This window comes from Mesorhizobium sp. M7A.F.Ca.US.008.03.1.1 (genome assembly GCF_003997495.1).
In the GTDB taxonomy this organism is placed as follows: domain Bacteria; phylum Pseudomonadota; class Alphaproteobacteria; order Rhizobiales; family Rhizobiaceae; genus Mesorhizobium.
Genome location: NZ_RZRU01000013.1, coordinates 80047 through 100022, shown reverse-complemented (window position 1 = coordinate 100022; position 19976 = coordinate 80047). Strand labels below are relative to the sequence as shown.

At 61.8% G+C, this 19976-nt stretch carries 19 protein-coding genes and 1 tRNA gene; 5 read left to right on the top strand and 15 right to left on the bottom strand.

All coding sequences use genetic code 11. The features are described from left to right. Positions 1–6: 6 nt before the first annotated feature. Positions 7–837, top strand: a complete 831-nt coding sequence (fghA, locus tag EOA16_RS19165; protein WP_127259748.1) for an S-formylglutathione hydrolase — start codon at positions 7–9, stop codon at positions 835–837. Between the two features lie 38 nt (positions 838–875). On the opposite strand, the gene EOA16_RS19160 is transcribed toward fghA, so the two are convergent. The 7 genes from EOA16_RS19160 to EOA16_RS19130 form a co-directional block, all read right to left on the bottom strand. Then, positions 876–1247, bottom strand: coding sequence for a VOC family protein (locus EOA16_RS19160; protein WP_127259747.1), 372 nt, complete (start codon positions 1245–1247; stop codon positions 876–878). A gap of 85 nt (positions 1248–1332) precedes the next feature. Further along, the gene (locus EOA16_RS19155) at positions 1333–5115 is read right to left on the bottom strand and encodes a vitamin B12-dependent ribonucleotide reductase (RefSeq protein WP_127259674.1); all 3783 of its coding nucleotides are present in this window, start codon (positions 5113–5115) and stop codon (positions 1333–1335) included. Between the two features lie 679 nt (positions 5116–5794). Then, a complete protein-coding gene (locus EOA16_RS19150; RefSeq protein ID WP_127259673.1) occupies positions 5795–6106 on the bottom strand; it encodes a PilZ domain-containing protein in 312 nt (103 codons plus the stop codon). Positions 6107–6236: 130 nt separating this feature from the next. Beyond that, positions 6237–6725 carry an NUDIX hydrolase gene (locus EOA16_RS19145; protein WP_127259672.1) on the bottom strand — a complete coding sequence of 163 codons (489 nt, stop codon included), beginning with the start codon at positions 6723–6725 and terminating at the stop codon, positions 6237–6239. Between the two features lie 212 nt (positions 6726–6937). Then, positions 6938–7438, bottom strand: coding sequence for a xanthine phosphoribosyltransferase (gene gpt, locus EOA16_RS19140; protein WP_127259671.1), 501 nt, complete (start codon positions 7436–7438; stop codon positions 6938–6940). A 132-nt stretch (positions 7439–7570) separates the two neighbouring features. Beyond that, positions 7571–8404 carry a universal stress protein gene (locus tag EOA16_RS19135; protein ID WP_023810436.1) on the bottom strand — a complete coding sequence of 278 codons (834 nt, stop codon included), beginning with the start codon at positions 8402–8404 and terminating at the stop codon, positions 7571–7573. Positions 8405–8485: 81 nt separating this feature from the next. Then, positions 8486–9229 carry a competence/damage-inducible protein A gene (locus tag EOA16_RS19130; RefSeq protein WP_127259670.1) on the bottom strand — a complete coding sequence of 248 codons (744 nt, stop codon included), beginning with the start codon at positions 9227–9229 and terminating at the stop codon, positions 8486–8488. A 417-nt stretch (positions 9230–9646) separates the two neighbouring features. Here EOA16_RS19130 and EOA16_RS19120 point away from each other — a divergent pair, with 417 nt between their 5' ends. Further along, positions 9647–9928, top strand: coding sequence for a hypothetical protein (locus EOA16_RS19120; RefSeq protein ID WP_127259669.1), 282 nt, complete (start codon positions 9647–9649; stop codon positions 9926–9928). 79 nt (positions 9929–10007) lie between these two features. On the opposite strand, the gene EOA16_RS19115 is transcribed toward EOA16_RS19120, so the two are convergent. From EOA16_RS19115 to EOA16_RS19105, 3 genes are all read right to left on the bottom strand, one after another. Further along, positions 10008–10247, bottom strand: coding sequence for a DUF2188 domain-containing protein (locus EOA16_RS19115; protein ID WP_013532013.1), 240 nt, complete (start codon positions 10245–10247; stop codon positions 10008–10010). A gap of 30 nt (positions 10248–10277) precedes the next feature. Beyond that, the gene (locus EOA16_RS19110; RefSeq protein ID WP_013532012.1) at positions 10278–10556 is read right to left on the bottom strand and encodes a DUF982 domain-containing protein; all 279 of its coding nucleotides are present in this window, start codon (positions 10554–10556) and stop codon (positions 10278–10280) included. A 239-nt stretch (positions 10557–10795) separates the two neighbouring features. Beyond that, positions 10796–11899, bottom strand: a complete 1104-nt coding sequence (locus EOA16_RS19105) for an NADH:flavin oxidoreductase/NADH oxidase (RefSeq protein ID WP_127259668.1) — start codon at positions 11897–11899, stop codon at positions 10796–10798. Between the two features lie 224 nt (positions 11900–12123). Here EOA16_RS19105 and EOA16_RS19100 point away from each other — a divergent pair, with 224 nt between their 5' ends. Beyond that, positions 12124–12702 carry an NUDIX domain-containing protein gene (locus EOA16_RS19100; protein ID WP_127259667.1) on the top strand — a complete coding sequence of 193 codons (579 nt, stop codon included), beginning with the start codon at positions 12124–12126 and terminating at the stop codon, positions 12700–12702. 95 nt (positions 12703–12797) lie between these two features. Here the strand turns inward: EOA16_RS19100 and EOA16_RS19095 are convergent. Beyond that, positions 12798–12882: transfer RNA gene (locus tag EOA16_RS19095), tRNA-Leu, on the bottom strand. 374 nt (positions 12883–13256) lie between these two features. Here EOA16_RS19095 and tig point away from each other — a divergent pair. Together tig and EOA16_RS19085 are read left to right on the top strand one after the other, a co-directional pair. After that, positions 13257–14729, top strand: a complete 1473-nt coding sequence (tig, locus tag EOA16_RS19090; protein WP_127259666.1) for a trigger factor — start codon at positions 13257–13259, stop codon at positions 14727–14729. A gap of 161 nt (positions 14730–14890) precedes the next feature. After that, positions 14891–15415, top strand: a complete 525-nt coding sequence (locus tag EOA16_RS19085; RefSeq protein WP_127259665.1) for a hypothetical protein — start codon at positions 14891–14893, stop codon at positions 15413–15415. A gap of 291 nt (positions 15416–15706) precedes the next feature. On the opposite strand, the gene EOA16_RS19080 is transcribed toward EOA16_RS19085, so the two are convergent. Genes EOA16_RS19080 through EOA16_RS19065 form a run of 4 tightly spaced genes read right to left on the bottom strand, consistent with a single transcriptional unit; the run spans position 15707 to position 19960 of the window. Then, positions 15707–17023, bottom strand: a complete 1317-nt coding sequence (locus EOA16_RS19080) for an ArgE/DapE family deacylase (protein ID WP_127259664.1) — start codon at positions 17021–17023, stop codon at positions 15707–15709. Then, positions 17023–17982, bottom strand: coding sequence for an ABC transporter permease (locus EOA16_RS19075; protein WP_127259663.1), 960 nt, complete (start codon positions 17980–17982; stop codon positions 17023–17025). Before EOA16_RS19075 ends, EOA16_RS19080 begins: the two co-directional genes overlap by 1 nt. Beyond that, positions 17979–18965, bottom strand: a complete 987-nt coding sequence (locus EOA16_RS19070) for an ABC transporter permease (RefSeq protein ID WP_127259662.1) — start codon at positions 18963–18965, stop codon at positions 17979–17981. The genes EOA16_RS19075 and EOA16_RS19070 overlap by 4 nt, the downstream gene beginning before the upstream one ends. An 8-nt stretch (positions 18966–18973) precedes the next feature. Continuing rightward, the gene (locus EOA16_RS19065; RefSeq protein WP_127259661.1) at positions 18974–19960 is read right to left on the bottom strand and encodes an autoinducer 2 ABC transporter substrate-binding protein; all 987 of its coding nucleotides are present in this window, start codon (positions 19958–19960) and stop codon (positions 18974–18976) included. Positions 19961–19976: the final 16 nt, after the last annotated feature.

The window sequence follows — 19976 nt, the reverse complement described above, 5'->3', positions numbered from 1 at the left end:
GAACACATGAAAATCATCTCTCAAGCGAAAGCCCATGGCGGCGTGCAGGGCGTCTATTCTCATTTCTCGACGAGTTGCCATTGCGAGATGATTTTTGCCGTTTTCATACCTCCGCAGGCGCGGGAAACGCCTTGTCCAATTGTGTGGTATCTCTCAGGCCTGACGTGTACCCACGCCAATGTAATGGACAAGGGCGAGTACAGGCGCATGGCCGCCGAGCTTGGCCTGATTGTCGTCTGTCCCGACACCAGCCCGCGCGGGGCCGACATTCCGGATGAAAAAGACAACTGGCAGTTCGGCTCCGGCGCCGGCTTCTACCTCGATGCGACGCAAGAGCCTTATGCGACGAACTATCGTATGTATTCCTATGTCACCGAGGAGTTGCCAGCTCTCATCGCGGCTGAATTTCCAGCCGATATGGCGCGCCAGGCTATCTTTGGCCATTCGATGGGCGGGCACGGCGCGCTGACGATTGCCTTGAAGAATCCGCGGCGTTTCAAGAGCTGTTCGGCGTTCGCCCCGATCGCCCAGCCAAGCACCGCCGGCTGGTCGAGACCGGCTTTTGAGAAGTATCTCGGCAAGGATGAGGCTTCGTGGCGAACCTGCGACGCGACGTCGCTCATCGATGACGGATACCGTTTCCCCGAATTTCTGGTGGATCAGGGAACGTCGGACGGATTCCTTGACGACGGGCTGAGGCCCTGGCTGCTTGAAGCGGCCTGCACCAAAGCCGGCATTCCGCTGAAGCTGCGGATGCAGGATGGATACGATCACTCGTATTTTTTCATCTCCAGCTTCATGGACGACCATCTGAGATGGCATGCTGAGAGGCTTTGAGCTGGCAAGCCGAAGGCATGGCCAGCCTCACGCTCGCGTCATGGTTCATTGAGCATGGCTTCGATGTTGTAGCCATCGAGATCAAGGATGAAGCAGGCGTAGTAATTCGCTGTATATTCCGGCCGCGGGCCGGGTGCGCCATTGTCCGTACCACCGGCCTCGAGGGCAGCTCGATAGAACGCCTCGACGTCTGCCTTGCTGTTCACCCGGAAAGCGACATGCACACGTGTCAGCGGCGGTTCGCTGTCCCATCGCTGGATCTCGGACAGGCTGCCGGCGCCGATATCAAAGGCCCAGAACACGCCGTCCTTGCCGAAGGAGAGGCGATATCCCAAGGGCGCAAAAGCCCTTTCGTAGAACAGCTTGCTCTTCTCAAGATCGCTCACCACAACGGTAATATGATCAATCATGTTTTGACCTAAACGCATCGGCCCGGTCTTGCGACCGGGCCGATGATGTTGGGTTTTTGGGTTGGTTTGGGCGTTTCGGATTGCCTCAGCTGCACCCGCTCGTCGATCCGCACGTATCGCACTTCTCGCAGGTCCCGTTCCGCACCATGGTGAAATTCTGGCATTCGGAGCAGGAATTGCCGGTGTAGCCCTGGAGCAGCGACTTGGCGCGGCGGTCGTTGGCGAGTTTCTTGGCTTCGGCCGCCTCAACGGCCGCAACGTCGGTGAACAGCGCAGCCGTGGTATCGGAAGCAGCCCCCGCCGCTTCCTCGAAAGCGATGTCCTCGGCCAGTTCCTTTGCCCGCTCCTCATAGTCGCGCTTGTAGGCGACCGCTTCGTCGCTGGCCGGTTTCAAAGCCAGCACGTTGGAGCCGGAAAAGGCGGTCGGTGCCGAGCGGGCAGGGGCGCCCGAAGGAGCCGCAAAGCCTTTCGGATCGTTGCCGCTGACGCGCGACACCAGCTTCACCGGCGAGGCGCCACGGGTCAGGCCCTTGGAGACCGCATCCGTCTTGCCTTCGCTGATGCCACGGCCAAGTGCGGTGTTGGAAAAGTCCGACTGGTCGACATGGGCGAGATCGTTGCGGCCGAGATAGGAAATCGCCAGTTCGCGGAACACGTAGTCGAGGATCGACGTCGCGCTCTTGATGGCGTCATTGCCCTGCACCATGCCGGCCGGCTCGAACTTGGTGAAGGTGAAGGCGTGCACATATTCGTCGAGTGGCACGCCATATTGCAGGCCCAGCGAGATGGCGATGGCGAAGTTGTTGAGAAGGCCACGCAAGGTCGCGCCTTCCTTGTTCATGTCGATGAAGATTTCGCCGAGACGGCCATCGTCATATTCGCCGGTGCGCAGGAAGATGGTGTTGCCACCGATCTTGGCCTTCTGCGTGTAACCCTTGCGGCGGCCGGGCAGCTTTTCCTGCTCGCGCGACACGCGCTCGATGATGCGCTCGACGATCCGCTCGGTGATCTGTGCGGCACGTGCTGCCGCAGGTGCGGCGAGCAGCTGCTCGACGGCTTCATCCTCGTCGTCCTCGCCATCGGCGAGCAGCGAGGAGTTGAGCGGCTGCGACAGCTTCGAGCCGTCGCGGTAGAGCGCGTTGGCCTTCAGCGCCAGCTTCCATGACAGCATATAGGCGCCCTTGGCGTCTTCCACCGTCGCATCGTTGGGCATGTTGATGGTCTTCGAGATGGCGCCGGAAATGAAAGGCTGTGCCGCCGCCATCATCTGGATGTGGCTGTTGATGGACAGCGAGCGCTTGCCGATCTTGCCGCACGGGCTGGCGCAGTCGAACACCGCCAGGTGTTCGGCCTTGAGGAAGGGCGCGCCTTCCAGCGTCATCGCACCGCAGACATGGATATTGGCGGCCTCGATGTCCTTCCGGGAGAAGCCGAGCGCCGGCAGGATCTCGAACGAGAAGTCGTTGAGCTGCTCGTCGGTGAAGCCGAACGTCTCCTTCACCCAGTCTGCGCCGAGCGTCCACTGGTTGAAGACGAACTTGATGTCGAAGGCCGATTTCAAGGCTGCGTTGAGCGCGGCGATCTTGTCGTCGGTGAAGCCCTTGGCCTTGAGCGCGCCGGGGTTGATGGCCGGCGCCTGATTGAGGTTGCCGTGGCCGACCGCATAGGCCTCCATCTCGGCGATCTGGGCTTCGGAATAGCCGAGCGTGCGGAGCGCTTCCGGCACGGCGCGGTTGATGATCTTGAAGTAGCCGCCGCCGGCCAGCTTCTTGAACTTCACCAGCGCGAAGTCGGGCTCGATGCCGGTGGTGTCGCAATCCATGACCAGGCCGATCGTGCCGGTCGGCGCAATCACGGTCGCCTGCGCGTTGCGGTAGCCATGCTCCTCGCCGAGCTCGATGGCGCGGTCCCAGGCGGCCTTGGCGTGGGTGGCTAGGTCCTGCTGCTTCAGGTCGGAGGCGACCAGCGGCACTGGGTTGACGGCGAGCTTCTCGTAGCCCTGCTTCTCGCCATAGGCGGCACGGCGATGGTTGCGCATGACGCGCAGCATGTTCTGCGCATTGCGGTCGTAGTCGGCGAAGGCGCCGAGTTCGCCGGCCATCTCGGCCGAGGTGGCATAGGCCATGCCGGTCATGATCGCGGTGAGTGCGGCGCAGATGGCGCGGCCTTCATCGGAGTCGTAGGGAATGCCCGACGTCATCAGCAGGCCGCCGATATTGGCATAGCCGAGGCCGAGCGTGCGGTATTCGTAGGACTGCTTGGCGATCTCCTTCGACGGGAACTGCGCCATCATGACCGAGATTTCGAGAACGATGGTCCACAGCCGCACCGTGTGCTCGTAGGCTGCGATGTCGATCGTGCCGTCGGCGTTGCGGTAGGGCAGCAGATTGATCGAGGCGAGATTGCAGGCCGTGTCGTCGAGGAACATGTATTCCGAGCACGGGTTGGACGCCCGGATCGCACCGGCCGATGCGCATGTGTGCCAGTCGTTCATCGTCGTGTTGAAATGCAGGCCCGGATCGGCCGACGCCCAGGCGGCGTAGCCGATCTTTTCCCAGAGATCGCGCGCCTTCAGCGTCTTCAGCACCTTGCCGTCCTTGCGGGCGGTGAGGTGCCAGTCCGCATCGTCCTCGACGGCGCGCAGGAAATTGTCCTTCAGCGACACCGAATTGTTGGAGTTCTGGCCCGAAACCGTGAGGTAGGCATCCGAATCCCAGTCTGTGTCGTAGGTCTTGAACGACATCGAGCTATAGCCCTGCTTGGCGAACTGGATGACGCGGTAGATGTAGTTCTCCGGCACGGCCGACTTCTTGGCCGCCTTGATCTCGCGCTTCAGCGCGGAGTTGATCGACGGGTCGAAGCAGTCGTCGCCATTGCCTTCGCAGTTGACGCAGGCCTTCATGATCGCTTCGAGATGCTTCTTGACGATCTTCGAGCCGGTCACCAGCGAGGCGACCTTCTGCTCTTCATTGACCTTCCAGTCGATGAATTCCTCGATATCGGGGTGGTCGGCGTCGACGATGACCATTTTGGCGGCGCGGCGCGTGGTGCCGCCCGACTTGATGGCGCCCGCCGCACGGTCGCCGATCTTGAGAAAGCTCATCAGGCCCGACGAACGGCCGCCGCCCGACAGCTTTTCGCCTTCGCCACGCAGCAGCGAGAAGTTGGAACCGGTGCCGGAGCCGTACTTGAACAGGCGCGCTTCACGCACCCAAAGGTCCATGATGCCGCCCTCGTTGACGAGGTCGTCCTGCACGCCCTGGATGAAGCAGGCATGCGGCTGCGGATGCTCGTAGGAGGATTTCGACTTGGTCAGCTTGCCGGTGAACGGGTCGACATAGAAGTGGCCTTGGCTGGGCCCGTCGATGCCATAGGCCCAGTGCAGGCCGGTGTTGAACCATTGCGGCGAATTCGGCGCCACGCGCTGGGTGGCCAGCATGTAGGCGAGCTCGTCACGGAAGGCGCGCGCGTCTTCCTCCGACCCCTTGAAGTAGCCGCCCTTCCAGCCCCAGTAAGTCCAGGTGCCGGCAAGCCGGTCGAAGACCTGGCGGGCGTCGATCTCGGAACCGTAGCGCTCGGCTTCCGGCAGCTTGGCGAGTTCCGCCTCATCGGCGACGGAGCGCCACAGGAAAGAGGGGACGTCGTTCTCTTCGATCTTCTTCAGGCGCGCCGGAACACCGGCCTTGCGGAAATATTTCTGTGCCAGGATATCGGCTGCGACCTGGGAGAACTGCGCCGGCACGTCGATATTGTCCAAGCGGAACACCACCGAGCCATCCGGATTCTTGATCTCCGAAAGCGCCTTGCGGAATTCGATCTCCGCATAGGCAGACTGTCCTGGCTTGGTGAAACGACGCTCGATGCGCATTGGTCCGGTCCCTTTTGTCTATATATAGCGCTTTTCCCCAGGGATTTCTGCCCCCGATGCGAAACGCGCATGTCCGCCGTCTGCCGGCGTTCGAAAACGGCCGGCTCTCCATTTCGCAGCCTCCGCCGGCCCTGCTGGTCAAACTCCTTGCGAAGTGCCTGTCCAACGCGCCGACGAACCCACGGGTCCCTCAAAACTGATTTTTTCCGATTCCCTCGATCGAGGGAAATTCACACTATCTAGCGTCGAACCTACCTGCAAACACTAAATATAGTATTAACAGACAATTTATTCAAGCCCGACAATTGTCCCTATCGACCCCAACCGCCCCACAATCCAACGCTTCCGCCGGCCTCGTAAACAGGCGGAAATGCGAGCAAAACGCACATAATCCGGGAAAAAGACCGGGCTCAGAACTTTCCGGTCGCACTCTCAACAGGAGCGCATGGCCTATAAAAGGCGACTCGTTTTGCGCCGTCAAGGATTCGTTTGCGTAGCTTTTGTGACCCCAACATCTTGTGTGTCACATATGTGGATAACGGGGATAGACTGCGGTGCGGCGATCGCGATTTGCCGCCAGTGGGCAACCCGGTGGGCAACGCGCCGCGGCAAGACCCAAGGCGTTGCGAAGGGCTTGAGGACTCGGGCGCGATCTCGTCACTCCCAGGCCCCGGGGAGATCAGCCGTAATGCAGCTTTGGTTTTGGCTCGATGCCAGTGAACTGCACGCCGATGCGGTCATTGCGGCGCCAGCGGACCTCGCACCGGTAAGCGACGCCGTCGAGCGGGACATAGAGAAGGAAGCGATCGGGAACCCGGGCTTCCAGCGGTACCTTCAGTTCGGCGCCGCCTTCGTGTTGATTGCGCACCGTGCAGCCGACTTCCGAATTCGAAATTCCGGTGATGATCGACCCGCCCTTGAGCACGCGCGGACGATGCTCGCGCTGGGGCTCGTCGGACTCGTTTGGAGTTGGATTTGCGGGATTCGCCATCGATCAAAATACCAGAGCTGCCGAATCCTACCCTTGATTCCTTAGCAAAGCATTCATGTCGATGCGCGCAACGCGTGTCTGGCCTTTGCAAGCCAGTCCCGTTTTGCAAAGAGCGCGGTGTGGCCGCCCGTCAGGAGAAGCTGTGCGGGTCGGCGCAGAAATAGGCGATGATCTGGCAAAGGTCGGGTTCGTTGACCATGCGCACCGCTTCGCTTGCACGGACCCATTTGCGGGTGCGTGAGTGTTTTTCCTTCCAGCGGTCCGCGACTTTGTCGACATGCAGTGGAAACACCAGGACCTCGCACGGCACTTCTTCGCCGGAAGCCAGTACCTTGGCGTAAAAATAACGGCCGGCTTCAAGATGAGAGACACGGCCGCGCAACCCGGCCTCCTCGCCGGCTTCGCGCGCCGCGGCCTCGCAGAGCGGCTCCCTGGCCTCTGGCCAGCCCTTGGGCAAAACCCAGCGGCCGGTATCGCGGCTGGTGATCAACATGATTTCGACGTCGTCTCCCGTGTCGCGCCAGGGCAGGGCGGCAACCTGCAGGCGGCACGGCGCCGTGCCGAAGAGCCGTCGGACCCTTTCGGCCAGATGATTGTGTGTCGTTGGCCTCGTCAACATCGAAGAAGCTAGCCCCAGCCTCCGGAATCGTTTGCCGTCTCACGAATCTTACGGCTAATTGTCGGCAATAAAAGTAAAAAATTTCATTCGCTTGGCCGATTTCCGCCAATAGACGTCGATTTCGCAAAATATCCGGCCCTGCCGGACCTGTTTGCGAAAGCAAATCATGCCCGGTGCAAGCTGCTGGTCTGTAACAGGCAGGTTATTGCGAATCAGCCTGCGTGGTCGTCGGCGATCGGCTTCTGGTAGGTGAAGCCCATGTCCCAAGGGAAATAGATCCAGGTGTCCTGGCTGACTTCCGTGACGAAAGTATCGACCAGCGGCCTGCCTTTCGGCTTGGCATAAACGGTGGCGAAATGCGCCTTGGGCATCATCGCGCGCACGATGCCCGCCGTCTTGCCGGTGTCGGTGAGGTCGTCGATGATCAGCACGCCGGCGCCATCTTCGTCGAGCAGGGCGGGGGTGATCTCCTTGAGGACCTGCAACTGCCCCTGGCTTGTATAGTCGTGATAGGAGGCGACGCAGACCGTCTCGATGACGCGGATGCCAAGTTCACGCGAAATGATCGCCGCCGGTACCAGCCCGCCTCGCGTGATGCAGACGATCGCTTTCCATTGCCCCTTATTGGCGCCGGCAAGCCGCCAGGCGAGCGCGCGAGCGTCGCGATGGAACTGGTCCCAGGAGACCGGAAAGGCTTTTTCGGGAAGGGACATGTCGCGCACTCCACAGCACGCGGGGATCGCGCGCAAGATAACAGGGGAATGCGCGCGGAATTAGCTGGAAAGCCCCCATCTTGGCAAGAGCAGGGGCCTTGGCAAGGGCAAGGGCGAGCGATCGCTGTGGACTTACCGCGACAGGAAGGCTGCCACCGGCGCGGTGCGCAGCACGCTGCGCGTCACACCGCCGAACAGAAGCTGACGCAGCCATGAGTGGCTGTAGGCGCCGAGCACCAGTAGATCGGCGCCGGTTTCCGCGATCCTGGTCTGGATGATGTCATCGACCGAACTGCCGCCCGATTGCTGCACCGAGACGCTGACGGTGGCGCCGTGGCGCGATAGCGCCGACGCGATTTCGGCGCCGGCGGCCTCCGGGCTGTCGTCGAGCGTTTCAGGAGGGTCGATAACCAATATGTCGGTCTTCTCGGCTTCGATGATGAAGGGCAGCGCGTCGAAGGCGGCGCGCGCCGCTTCCTTGCTGCCGTTCCAGGCGAGCAAGACGCGTTTGAAGGTGGTGATCAGCGGACCCTCGTGCGGCACCACCAGCACCGGCCGACCGGCATCGTAGACCAGCGTGTCTACGTCCGCGCTGGAATCGCCGCCCGTTTCGCGCTGCGCCGCTATGATCAGGTCGGCGGCCCGCACGCTCGAAATCCCGGTCAGCGCGCTGTCACCCGAAAAACTCTCGAGGCTTCGCCACTCGAAGGAAAGACCGGAATCCTCGATATGCCTGAGAAACAGCGTCCTCAACTTCTCGGCCCGTTCCCGGTTCATATCTGCCGAAACCTGCAGGAATTCGGTGTCGGGAAAGCCTGTGGCAGAGGTGTAGGGCACGGGAAGCGTTTCGGCGTGGATGCCGACCAGATGGCTCTGGAACCGGGTGGCGAGCGGAATGGCGCAGTCGAGCACGCGCTCGGCGTCCTGCTCGTTCTGCAGAATGGCGACGATGGTTTTGAATCGCATGACAATCCCTCAATTTACGAGCTGGCGAACTCGTGCCGGGGAAACGTTGCAGCGTCGTGCTTTGTTCCGGCCTGGACCAGATCAGCCGGGATTGCTGGCGAAGCCGGCGACCATGGCCTCGACATCGGCGCGGGCGGCGTCCAGCGCCTGCTGGCTGCGGGCACGCACGACCAGCTCGGTCCAGAACTTGCCATCGCCATATTTCGGATAGGAGCCGATGATCGTATCCGGATGCGCTTTCTGGATATCACCCAGCGGCCCGCCGATGAGGCCTTCGCCGAACGGGCAGGGCACGGTCGCCGAAAGCATCTTCGTGCCGGCCTTCAGCGTCGGCACGACATTGTCGAGCATGGCCTGGAAAATCGATGGCACGCCAGCCATGACGTGGACATTGCCGATGCGGAAGCCAGGCGCGACCGACACCGGATTGTCGATGAGATCGGCGCCGCGCGGCATCCGTGCCATGCGCTTGCGGGCCTGCGTGTATTCGATGCCGCGCGCGGCATAGCTTGCTTCCAGCATCGCATAGGCCCGGGCATCATATTCGCAAGGCACGCCAAAAGCCTTGGAAATGGAATCGGCCGTGATGTCGTCATGCGTCGGACCAATGCCGCCGGTGGTGAACACATAAGTGTAGCGCGCGCGCACGGCATTCACCGCCGCGATGATCTCGTCTTCCTCGTCAGGGACTATGCGCACTTCCTTGAGGTCGATGCCGATCGCCGTCATGATGTCGGCGAGATGGCCGATGTTCTTGTCCTTGGTGCGGCCGGACAGAATCTCATCGCCGATGACGAGCATGGCGGCGGTCACGATTTCAGGCATGGAAGGCTCCGGCATGACAGGTGGCCTGAGATAGCGCGGCACGGCAGCGGCCGCAATGCCGCTCGAGCGGCGAACAAGCTGCACCTATATGTCGGGATAGCATGGCGAGATCGCCATGCCGGCCGGCATTCTTTTCGGAACGGCCGACCGCGTTATCGACATCCGTACCCACGGCGATCCGATGCGAAGCAGGATCGACAGGCTTGATTTCGAATCCGTCGAAGGGCTCGCCACAGGCCGCAATTCAACGAGCCTGAACGGGTCATCGCCTTCATCAAACGCCTTGCGATCCGTGCATTCTCCGATCCGACACCCAGCCAGCTTCACGACAATTTCAAGGAACCATCGGTTGATTGACGGGTTTCACCTGTGTCGCTCCCAAGACGACACAGACGATGAGATATGGAGTAATCCAAAATGTACACCAAACTTCTAGCAGCATCCGTCCTGACGATTGGTCTCGCCACATCGGCGATGGCGCAGTCGTCGGATAGCACCTATTCAAACCACAGCTGGTGGCTGTTCGGCAATGAAGACCAAACGACTGTCGATCCCAACACCACCGGCAGCATCAATGCAGATGGCTCCGGGTTGAACACCTTGGGTAACACCGGAGCTATTGGCCCATGTGCCGATCACACGCCCGGCCCCGATGCGAATGCCCAGGGGAACGTCAACGATCAGTATTGCGGCAAATGATGCCACGGGTAGCTGCCGGCCGCGGACCTTCTCGATGCCCGCGGCCGGCGCCTTGCCTGCCCGATAAAAATTACCAGAATTAATCTGAGACTTCTGTCTGCGGCCGGTCGCGGCCGTCGGCCAGTTCCTCGTGCCATTTGCCTTCGGCATCCTCATACTGGATGCCGTCTGTCGCTCCGGCGACCTGTTGCTCGGCCGAGGCGATTTCGGCCGCGCGCAATGCGTCCTGATGCGTGGGGAACGTCTCGGAAAAGGTCGCTCCGACCTTGTAGGCCCAGCCGCCGTCATGCTCGACGATCTTGTAAGTCAGCTTCGCCATGGAAAACCTCCGGTTGAAAGGTCCGTCTGCTCAATGCAGCCGGTCGTCGGGCAGTCTGTCGTCGGGCACCAGCACTTCCGATTCCTTGGCGGCTTCAATCAGCGCCCGGCGCGCATCTGCTGTCGAACGATAACCTTCCAGCACTTTGAGGCAAGTGTCGAGGGCATCACGATGGCGCGGACCGCGATTGAGCGGCCACACCGTCATCAGGCACTCCGCGGCCTCCTGGGCACTGCGGATGTGGCGATATTTGCCGACGTGGCCAAGTTCGACGACGACCGGCACTTCAAAAGGTTTGTTGTCCATCATGGCCGCAACGCAAAGCAGCCAATTTGGTTGCAACCATGGCCGTCAGCCTGCGCCCAAACGTCTCAGAGGCTGTTTGAAGACTCTACACCTGCGGCCAGCGCCGCAACCGGCAAGAATGCCGCCCGAACGCGCCCGCCGCGGCCTCGCTCCACGCAACAGCTTGCGGACGGAATAGCAGCGAAACACCGTCAAGCCATCTGGGGTCAGGAGGGGCGCGCTGTGTCCGGAGCGCGGACCGATCAGCCCGCAGCCTTCATCCAGTGCTGCATCGTGGTCACCGAACGGGCAAGCTGTGGCGCCGGGTGGATCGTCTCGCTGAACGTCGCCGCCGCACGCCACCCCCAGCGCGGATCGGCCAGGAAGGCGCGCGCCAGCGCCACCATGTCGGCGCGGCCCTCGGTGAGGATCGTTTCGGCCTGCTTCGGATCGTCGATCAGGCCGACCGCACGGGTCGGAATATCAGCACCCTTGCGCACGGCCTCCGCCAGATGCACCTGATAGCCGGGGCCGGTGGGCAATTTCTGCAACGGCGAATTGCCGCCACTCGAGCAGCAGAGATAGGCAACGCCCTCGTCCTTGAGTGCTTTGGCCACTTCGATCGCGTCCGCCACGTCGAAGCCGCCGTCAACCCAGTCCTTCACCGACAGCCTTGCGCCGAGCATCAGCTTTGGCACCGCCTTGCGCACCGCCTTGGCGATTTCGACGGCAAGACGCATGCGGTTTTCCAGCGAGCCACCCCAGCGGTCCATGCGCTGGTTGGACAATGGCGACAGGAACTGGAAGATCAGATAGCCATGCGCTGCGTGCAGTTCGATGAAATCGAAGCCGGCGCGTTCGGCCCGCCTTGCGGCCTCGGCGAAGTGCTCGATCAGCTGGAGGATCTCCTCGTCCTCCAGTGCGTGCGGCACGTTCCAGCCGGTATCGTAGGGGATGGCCGAGGCGGAAACGGTCTGCCAGGGATCCTCGTTTGGCTGCAGTGGCCCGCCGCCCTCCCACGGCTTGCGGTTCGAAGCCTTGCGGCCGGCATGGGCGAGTTGGGAGCCGAATTTCGTGCCGGGTGCGGCGACGCGTCGTGCGGCGTCCAGCGCGCGGCGGGCGGACGCTTCATTGTCTTCGGAGTAAAGGCCGAGGCAGCCATGGGTGATACGCCCGCGCCGCTCGACATCGGTCATCTCGACCGTGACCATGCCGGCGCCGGACATTGCGAGGTTCATCCAGTGATGGAGATGCCAGTCACTGGCCGAGCCGTCCTCGGCGGAATACTGGCACATCGGCGCGACGGCGATGCGGTTGGGGAAGGTGAGGCCGTCGAGGGTGATCGGCTGGAAAAGCGACGCTGTCATGAGAAACTCCGGGAGGTTCGCAGCTATTTAGGCGACCGATGGCGCCTTCGCCAGACACGAGGCGGTGAAAGGGCTTCTGGACCAATCAGTGACGGGATTGCCGAAATGCCGGTTCGCGGCTACGCCTCGGCCAAGCATGTCGCCCAAAAGTGGCTCCGGTTTTGGGAGAACGACATGCATAAAACAGGAGCATAAGCGCGATGCGCTTTCGCATGGAGACCACGATGGAAGATCGTATTCGCGTCCGTTCGGAGGAAATCCTCTCCGACGACTGGGCCGTCTTGAAGAAGACCGTCCTCGACTACCGCCGGCGCGACGGTCAGTGGGAGACGCAAATCCGCCAGACGTATGATCGCGGCGACGGCGCGGTGATCCTGCCCTACGACCCCTTGCGTTCGACCGTGCTTCTGGTGCGCCAGTTCCGCTATCCCGCCTATGTGACCGGTCATCGCGAACCGCTGATCGAGGCCTGTGCCGGCCTGTTGGACGAAAACGATCCGGAGACCGCCATCCGCAAGGAAGCCGAGGAAGAGCTTGGTTACCGCTTGAAGGATATCGAGCGGCTGTTTTCGCCCTATATGAGCCCCGGCAGCGTCACCGAACGGCTCTGGTTCTTCATCGCCCGTTATTCACCCGCCGACCGGATCTCGGCTGGCGGCGGCGCGCAGGAAGAGGGCGAGGACATCGAGGTTCTGGAAATGCCGCTCGACGAGGCACTGGCCGGCATCGCCGAGGGCCGTATCCTCGACGCCAAGACCATTATCCTGATCCAGCATCTGAAGCTCAATCCGATCGCAGCCTGAACGGCGCTGGTCCTCCTTCGCCAAGGCTTCGGGGGACACTCCTTCGTCTAACGAGCTTCGGGTGGCCCGCCACCCGAAGCTCGAAGAGCGAAGGGTGGTGCGGATGAAGGGACTCGAACCCCCACGCCTTTCGGCACTGGAACCTAAATCCAGGGCGTCTACCAGTTCCGCCACATCCGCATGGGTCGGCAATCCCATGTAGCCATCATTCTGTCAATGTCAGAGACAAGATGTGGGTCGGCGACAAGATGTGGGTCAGGCCCGAATGCTGGTTATTCGCCGGAATGCGAAGACTGTTGAAAATTGGCCTCGCCTGTGACAAAAGGCGTGTCAAATGTGACGGGACGCGACGATCCGCTTCTGCAGAATGTGATAAGAAGTAGGAAAAACAAGAACTTATTCACATTTTGGAACGCAGTTTGGAAGAGTTTGAGCCGGGTTTTCGGTCAAATCGCCAGGTTCCGTACCAAAAGCCATTCCCGGCAAGAATATACCGGCAGGCTGTGAACGGCAGAGGCCGTGGCAGTCTCATTGGTGAAAACAAAGGTTTTACGATGCAGGTCACCGAAACGCTCAACTCCGGTCTCAAGCGAGAGATCAAGATCACCGTGCCGGCCGGTGACATGGAAGCCAAGCTGATGGCGCGGCTTTCGGATGCCCGCAACAAGGTCCGCATCAACGGCTTCCGTCCAGGCAAGGTGCCGGTGCAGCACCTGCGCAAGGTCTACGGCAAGTCGTTCATGGCCGAAGTGGTCAACGAAATCCTCAATGATTCGACCCGTTCGATCATTACCGGGCGTGGTGAAAAGGCTGCCATGCAGCCCGAAGTCATCATGACCGAGGACGAGAAGGAAGCCGAGAAGATCCTGGCCGGCGGCGCCGACTTCGAATTCCGCCTCAACTACGAGATCATCCCGGCGATCGAGATCAAGGACTTTTCCGACATCAAGGTGACACGCCAGGTGTTCGACGTGCCTGATGCCGAGATCGACGAGCAGGTCCAGCGCGTTGCCGAATCGGCGCGCAGCTACGAGCCGAAGACCGGCAAGGCCGCCAATGGCGACCGCGTCACCATCGACTATGTCGGCAAGATCGACGGCGAAGCCTTCAATGGCGGCGCCGGCACCGATCAGCCCCTGGTGCTGGGTTCGAAGGAATTCATCCCCGGCTTCGAGGATCAGCTGGTCGGCGCCAAGGCTGGTGACGAAAAGCAGGTCACCGTGACTTTCCCGGAAAACTACCAGGCCGCGCATCTGGCCGGCAAGGAAGCGACCTTCGACGTCACCGTCAAGGAAGTATCCCAGCCCGGCGCGCTGGAAATCAACGACGAGACCGCCAAGAACCTCGGCCTGGAGTCGCTGGAGCGCCTGCGCGACGTCGTGCGCGGCCAGATCGAGAACCAGTTCGGCGCCATGACGCGCCAGAAGGTCAAGCGCCAGCTGCTCGACCAGCTCGACGCGTCCTACTCGTTCGAGGCACCGTCGAAGCTCGTCGACGCCGAGTTCAACAACATCTGGGCGCAGGTCAATCGTGACCTGGAAGCAGCCGGACGCACCTTTGCCGACGAAGAGACGACGGAAGAAGAGGCGCGTGCCGAGTATCTGCGGCTTGCCGAGCGCCGCGTGCGCCTCGGCCTGGTGCTGGCTGAAATCGGCGAGAAGGCCGGCGTGACCGTATCGGACGAAGAGCTGCAGCGCGGCCTGTTCGAGCAGGTGCGCCGCTATCCAGGCAATCAGCAGCAGGAAGTCTTCGAGTTCTACCGCAACAACCCGGAAGCGTTGAACACGCTGCGGGCGCCGATGTTCGAGGAAAAGGTGGTCGACCATCTGCTCGGTCAGATTTCGGTCACCGACGTCAAGGTCAGCAAGGAAGAGCTGATGGCCGACGACGAGGAGGACGACACCGCTAAGGCGAAGCCGGCGAACAAAGCCGCCGCCAAGAAGGCCGACGACAAGAAGGCCGACGACGCGGAAGAGCCCAAGAAGAAGGCCGCGCCGAAGAAGAAAGCCGGCAAGGACGCCGAATAACACCAGCGCTCCGCTGAAACAGGAAAGGCCGCCCTCGAGGCGGCCTTTTTCGTTGCCAAACTGCAACAGCCGGCACGCTTCGCGAGCTATGGCCTGTGGCGACCAAGCTTTGATCATTATCTGCGCTTCTATTGCAAGCCGCTTGGTTGTTGGAGGGCGTGTTGAGACTGTTCGTCGAATTGGGATACGCTGCAGCAATTGCGCTGGTCCTTGTCTCTGTCTGCGGCATTGCCCAGGCCGAAACGGTGACTGACAATTGGCGGTTCGAAACCGGCGAAGACGGCCTGGTCAAGGCTTCTGTGTACGCCACCAACAAGCTGATCACCGGCGGCGGCGCCTTGAGCTACAGCCCGATCCTGACGATTGCCTGCCGGGCAAACGGCGAGCCGCACTGGACCGAATGGCTGCAACTGAACGACGCCGTCTCGGCCAGCCGCAAGATCACCATGTCGGTCACGGTCGACCAGGGCAGCAAGTTCGATGAGAGCTGGTCGGTTGGGCCGCGCGGCCGGATGCTGGTGCGCGACGGCGCCGATGGCATCAGGCGCCTTGTCGCCGCGAATCGGCTCCAGCTTTCATGGCGGTTCGGGCTGCTGGCGGGACGCGGCGAGGCCGATTTCGACCTCGCCGGGTTCGGCGAAGCGGTCAACCAGGTTGCCGGCAGCTGCAACACTGATCCGCCGTAAACGGACGGCGAGCCCGAGGCGGCTATAGGAACGGCTTGCTCATGCGCTCAGCTCAATCTCTTGCGCAAGTTCGCCTGCTGTCAGAACGCGACGACATCACCAGGAAGTGGCGCAAGCTCGGCCACTATCCTGCGGCGTGGCAAAGATCGAGACCCTGCCGCATGGCGGGAACTCGAGGGGGTGCCGCCGCCTGTCGATGACCAGAAGCGCCGCACGCTCCTGTCGAAGGGCCATGGCCCCATGCTGCGTCGTCGCATTGCCAACCGTCCCCTTCATGTTGCCGCTGCCAGGCTAGCGGCACCATTTTTCGACAGCAATTGCAATTGCCTTGGTGCAGTCGACGAGATCGCGCACCGAAACGCGTTCGTTCGGCTGATGCGCCTGCGCAGGGTCGCCGGGACCGAAATTGACGGTTGGGGTATTGCCGAGGCCGGTCGGCAGGCCGATGTCGCTGTGCGCGCCAAAACCACTCAGGACCGGCGAGAGATTGGCTTCTTTGACGGCCTCCTGGAAGACGCCGACAAAGGGATTGTCCGACGGGATCTCGGCGCAGTCGGCGTCGAGGATCCACTCGACGCGGGCAGGGTGCTGGCGAAGATAAGGGTCTGCCTGGCAGACATTGGCGATATGTTCTTCGATTTCGCGCTTGACGTTGCCGCCCAGCTTGAACTCGTCACGCTCGCTCGGCAGGTACTGCGCGTCGATGATGATTTCACCACGACCTGCCATCGAGGAGGGATGCTCGCCGGCACTCATCTGGGTGACGATGATCTGGTTCGGCAGATCCATCAACGGATGGTTCTTCCGGGGATCGAACATCCAGCGCCGGTTGAGGATGTCGATGCCGTCGAGGATTTGCCGGCAAAGCTGGACGGCATCGACCGGGCCGCTCGAATACCAGGCATTCGGCGTCAGCTCCGCATGTCCGCCTATGCCGTCAATGATGATCTTGCCCCACAGGATGCCGTGACAGAGCGGTGCGATCTTGTTGGCCGTCGGTTCGGTCATGATACCGGCATCGGCGTGAAAGCCGCGATCGACCATGGCCAGTGACCCCATGCCGCCGATTTCCTCGTCGACGACGGTGGTGAAGACGACATCTCCGGACAAGGGAATGTCGAGTCCCTTCAGGATCTCGACGGCCATCAGCATGCAGGCGACGCCGCCTTTCATGTCGACCGTGCCGCGACCGTGCAGAAATCCGTCCTTGAGGACGGGCTGGAACGGGTCGGTTGTCCAGTGTCCGGCAGCGCCCGGCGGGACGACGTCGATATGGCCGGTCAGCATGATGGAGCGCCCACCGCCGGTGCCTTTCAAGACACCGCCGAGATTGGGTCTGCCCTCGAACGTTCTGCCCTTGTTGGCGCCGGCACGCCCCTTGTATTTTTCGTAGAGCGCCGGGCCGTCCGGATCCCACAGATCGGTCGAGAAGCCGAGCGCCTCGATGCGCTTTTGCAGATACAGCTGGCAATCACGCTCGCCGGGGCCGGCCTCCTTCGGATTGGATTTTACGATTGAGGGGAAAGCGACGAGATCGCTCAATGTTTCGACGATACGGTCAGCACTTGCCTCGACGCGCGCGGCGATGATCTCTTCCATGGACGGCATCATGATCTCCAACGTTGGGAAAGTCGGTCGGCGAGAAGGACGAAAACCAGAAGGGCGCCGACAATCCCCACCTGCCAGACCGTGTTGATGTTCAATTGCAGGAGGCCGGTCTTGAGCGTGACCAGCAGCAGGACGGCCGCGAACACGCCGCCGACGCCACCGCGCCCTCCGGTGATGGCGATGCCTCCGAGCATGGCGGCAGTCAGCGATTCAAGTTCGAGGTTCTGGCCGATATTGGGCCTGCCGCTGCCGAGCCAGGCGATCGAGACGAGCCCCGCGGCGCCGGCAAGCGCACCGCTCAGCACGTAGAGAATGAAGCGAACGCGATCGACCGGTATGCCGACCAGTTTGGCCGAACGTTCGTTGAAGCCCATGGCGTAAATCCAGCGCCCCCAGGCGGTCGAGAGCAGCACCAGGCCGGCAAGCGCAAAGCAGGGGATGGCAAGGGTGAGGAAGGGCATCGGAATGCCCATGACGACGCCGCGCCCCCACAGAAGCAGCCATGGAGGCACGCCCGCCTGGGCAGCACCGCCGGTGACGGCAAGTGCCGCGCCGGAATAGACGAAGAAGGTGCCGAGCGTCGCGATAAAGGGGAGAAGGGCGAGCCCGTTCACCAGCCATCCGTTCAAGGCACCGAGCATCGCGCCGGCCAGGATGCAGACGGCGGGCAGCAGGACCGGCGGCAATCCCAGCTTGAGGCAAAGCATCGCGACGATGGCGGACAGCGAGACCGCACCGCCGACCGAGAGGTCGATGCCGGCGCCACCGGCCATGATGACCAGCCCTTGTCCAAGGCCGACCAGGGCGAGGATCGTCGAGAACTGAAGGATGGTGGTGACGGTGCCGAGATTGTAGACCGAGGGCTTGAGCGCCAGCAGGCCGACAATGACGATCAGCCAAAGCGCGCAGAGCAAAGCCAGGGTAAGGGCCGGGCCCTGCAGGTTGCGGAGCGTTTTCATGCGCGGGCTCGTTGAAATCTGCCGAGTGGCAATCCGTTGCAAACAGCTTCGAAGCCAAGCACGCCGATGATGAGAACGCCGGTGACGACAGGCTGCCAAAGGGAAGGGACACCGATCAACAGCAGGCCGTTCTGCAGGATTCTCAGAAGCAGCACGCCGAGCACGGTGCCGATCAGGCTGCATCTGCCGCCCAATATGCTTGTGCCGCCAAGAATGACGGCGGCAATGGCATCGAGCGCCAGCGTGCTGCCGATCGTCATTTCCACGTTGCGGTAGGTGGCGACGTAGAACGTGGCGGCAATGCCAGTCAGGACGCCGCTGATGACGAAGGTGATGAAGCGGACCTTGATCACCGGGATACCCGAAAGCCGCGCTTTTTCCTCCGAATTGCCGATCGCCAGCAGATGCAGCCCATAAGGAGTTCGCCGCAGCGCCAGCCAGACGGCCAGATAGGCAACGGCAATCGCCAGGGCAGGGACGGGGACGCCGAGCACGCTGGTTGCAAGAAGATTTGTAAGGCTCGAGGGCAGGCCCGAAAGCCATTGCCCTCCGAGAAGTACGAAGACGGCGGTGCGGTAGACGCCGAGCAGGCCGAGCGTTCCGACAATCGCCGGAACGCGGCCGAGAACGACGACGGCCGCTGTGACACAGCCGAGCAGCGCGCCGACCAGCGGGCCGACAACGATCGCCAGCAGCGGATTGCCGTCGGCACCAAGCACTCGACCGATTGCGATGGCCGCGAGGCCCATGACGATGCCGATCGAGACATCGATGCCGCCCATGGCGAGCAGCAAGGTCATGCCAAGGCCGATCAGCAGCAGTTCGACGCTGTTGCGCAGGACCGTGGCTGCATTGCCTGATGTGGCGTAGTGCGGCGATGCGACAGAAAAGATGACGATCGCCAGCAAACAGGCGACAAGCAGAGACCACTCTCGCCCGTTCATGGAGAAGACACCGTCTCCAATCAGCCGCACCGCGTTCATGTCACAGCTCAGAAGTTGAACTTGTCGACATTGTCTTTGGTGAAGACAGCCGGCGGCCCGAGAAGCAAAATGCCCTTGGCGGCATCATAGGTGACGGGCTTTTCCAGGCCGGCGACCTTGTTTTCCGCCTCGAAACTCTTGCCGTCGATCAGCTGTTTGCCGGCCCAGACCGTGAGATAGCCGAGTTGCTCGGGATCCCAGAGCACGGTGAAGCCGAAGGCGCCGCTCTTCAGGTAGGACCGTGCCGTGTTCGGGCTGCAATAGCCGGCACCGATGACCGAGCCGATCTTGCCGGCGGTTTCAATGGCCTGGGCAACGCCCGGGCATGTCGAGGAGGCGACGGCGATGATGGCCTTGACATCCGGGTTGGCTGCCATCAGATCGCCTGATATTTGCGCGGCGCGTTCAGCGGTGCCGCCGGCGAATTGCGGCGCGAGCAGCTTCAGCTTCGGATATTTGCCGGTGGCCTCTTTCTGCATGAAGCCGATCCAGGCATTGAGATTGGACGCCGTTGCTTCGCCGGAGACGATACCGATGGTTGCGTCCTCACCAACGCGCTTGACGAGTTCGTCGATGATCGTCGTGCCGAGACCTTCGTCGGTCGCCTGGGCGACATAGACCGCGCGGCCGCTGTCAGGTGCATCGCTGTCGCTGGTGAACAGTTTTATACCCTTCGCCTTGGCGCTCTCGACAACGGGCGCGATGCTGGACGCATCGAGGACGCTGACCGAGATTGCCTCGACGCCCTGATCGATCAGGTTCTGGACGATCTGCAACTGGTCGACCGGATTGGTGTCGACGGGCCCCGAGTAGATGAAGTCGACGCCGAGATCCTTGGCGGCGCGATTGCCGCCGGCTTCCATGGCGTTGAAGTAAGGGATGCCGATCAATTGCGGAACGAAGGCGACCTTGTGTTTGTCCGCGGCATGCGCCGCGGTTGCAATGGCGAGTGACAGTGCGGAAGCGGCGAGCACTTTCTTGAACTGTGAAAGCATTGTTTGAACCTCTCTG

Bases quoted from the DNA above. Each gene is read 5' to 3' on its own strand.
- EOA16_RS19075 (WP_127259663.1), bottom strand. From the start codon at position 17,982: ATGAAAACGCTCCGCAACCTGCAGGGCCCGGCCCTTACCCTGGCTTTG.
- EOA16_RS19150 (WP_127259673.1), bottom strand. From the start codon at position 6,106: ATGGCGAATCCCGCAAATCCAACTCCAAACGAGTCCGACGAGCCCCAG.
- EOA16_RS19100 (WP_127259667.1), top strand. From the start codon at position 12,124: ATGGAAGATCGTATTCGCGTCCGTTCGGAGGAAATCCTCTCCGACGAC.
- EOA16_RS19135 (WP_023810436.1), bottom strand. From the start codon at position 8,404: ATGCGATTCAAAACCATCGTCGCCATTCTGCAGAACGAGCAGGACGCC.
- EOA16_RS19115 (WP_013532013.1), bottom strand. From the start codon at position 10,247: ATGGCGAAGCTGACTTACAAGATCGTCGAGCATGACGGCGGCTGGGCC.
- EOA16_RS19160 (WP_127259747.1), bottom strand. From the start codon at position 1,247: ATGATTGATCATATTACCGTTGTGGTGAGCGATCTTGAGAAGAGCAAG.
- EOA16_RS19080 (WP_127259664.1), bottom strand. From the start codon at position 17,023: ATGCCGTCCATGGAAGAGATCATCGCCGCGCGCGTCGAGGCAAGTGCT.
- EOA16_RS19065 (WP_127259661.1), bottom strand. From the start codon at position 19,960: ATGCTTTCACAGTTCAAGAAAGTGCTCGCCGCTTCCGCACTGTCACTC.
- EOA16_RS19105 (WP_127259668.1), bottom strand. From the start codon at position 11,899: ATGACAGCGTCGCTTTTCCAGCCGATCACCCTCGACGGCCTCACCTTC.
- gpt (WP_127259671.1), bottom strand. From the start codon at position 7,438: ATGTCCCTTCCCGAAAAAGCCTTTCCGGTCTCCTGGGACCAGTTCCAT.
- EOA16_RS19155 (WP_127259674.1), bottom strand. From the start codon at position 5,115: ATGCGCATCGAGCGTCGTTTCACCAAGCCAGGACAGTCTGCCTATGCG.
- fghA (WP_127259748.1), top strand. From the start codon at position 7: ATGAAAATCATCTCTCAAGCGAAAGCCCATGGCGGCGTGCAGGGCGTC.
- EOA16_RS19145 (WP_127259672.1), bottom strand. From the start codon at position 6,725: ATGTTGACGAGGCCAACGACACACAATCATCTGGCCGAAAGGGTCCGA.
- EOA16_RS19110 (WP_013532012.1), bottom strand. From the start codon at position 10,556: ATGATGGACAACAAACCTTTTGAAGTGCCGGTCGTCGTCGAACTTGGC.
- tig (WP_127259666.1), top strand. From the start codon at position 13,257: ATGCAGGTCACCGAAACGCTCAACTCCGGTCTCAAGCGAGAGATCAAG.
- EOA16_RS19070 (WP_127259662.1), bottom strand. From the start codon at position 18,965: ATGAACGCGGTGCGGCTGATTGGAGACGGTGTCTTCTCCATGAACGGG.
- EOA16_RS19120 (WP_127259669.1), top strand. From the start codon at position 9,647: ATGTACACCAAACTTCTAGCAGCATCCGTCCTGACGATTGGTCTCGCC.
- EOA16_RS19130 (WP_127259670.1), bottom strand. From the start codon at position 9,229: ATGCCTGAAATCGTGACCGCCGCCATGCTCGTCATCGGCGATGAGATT.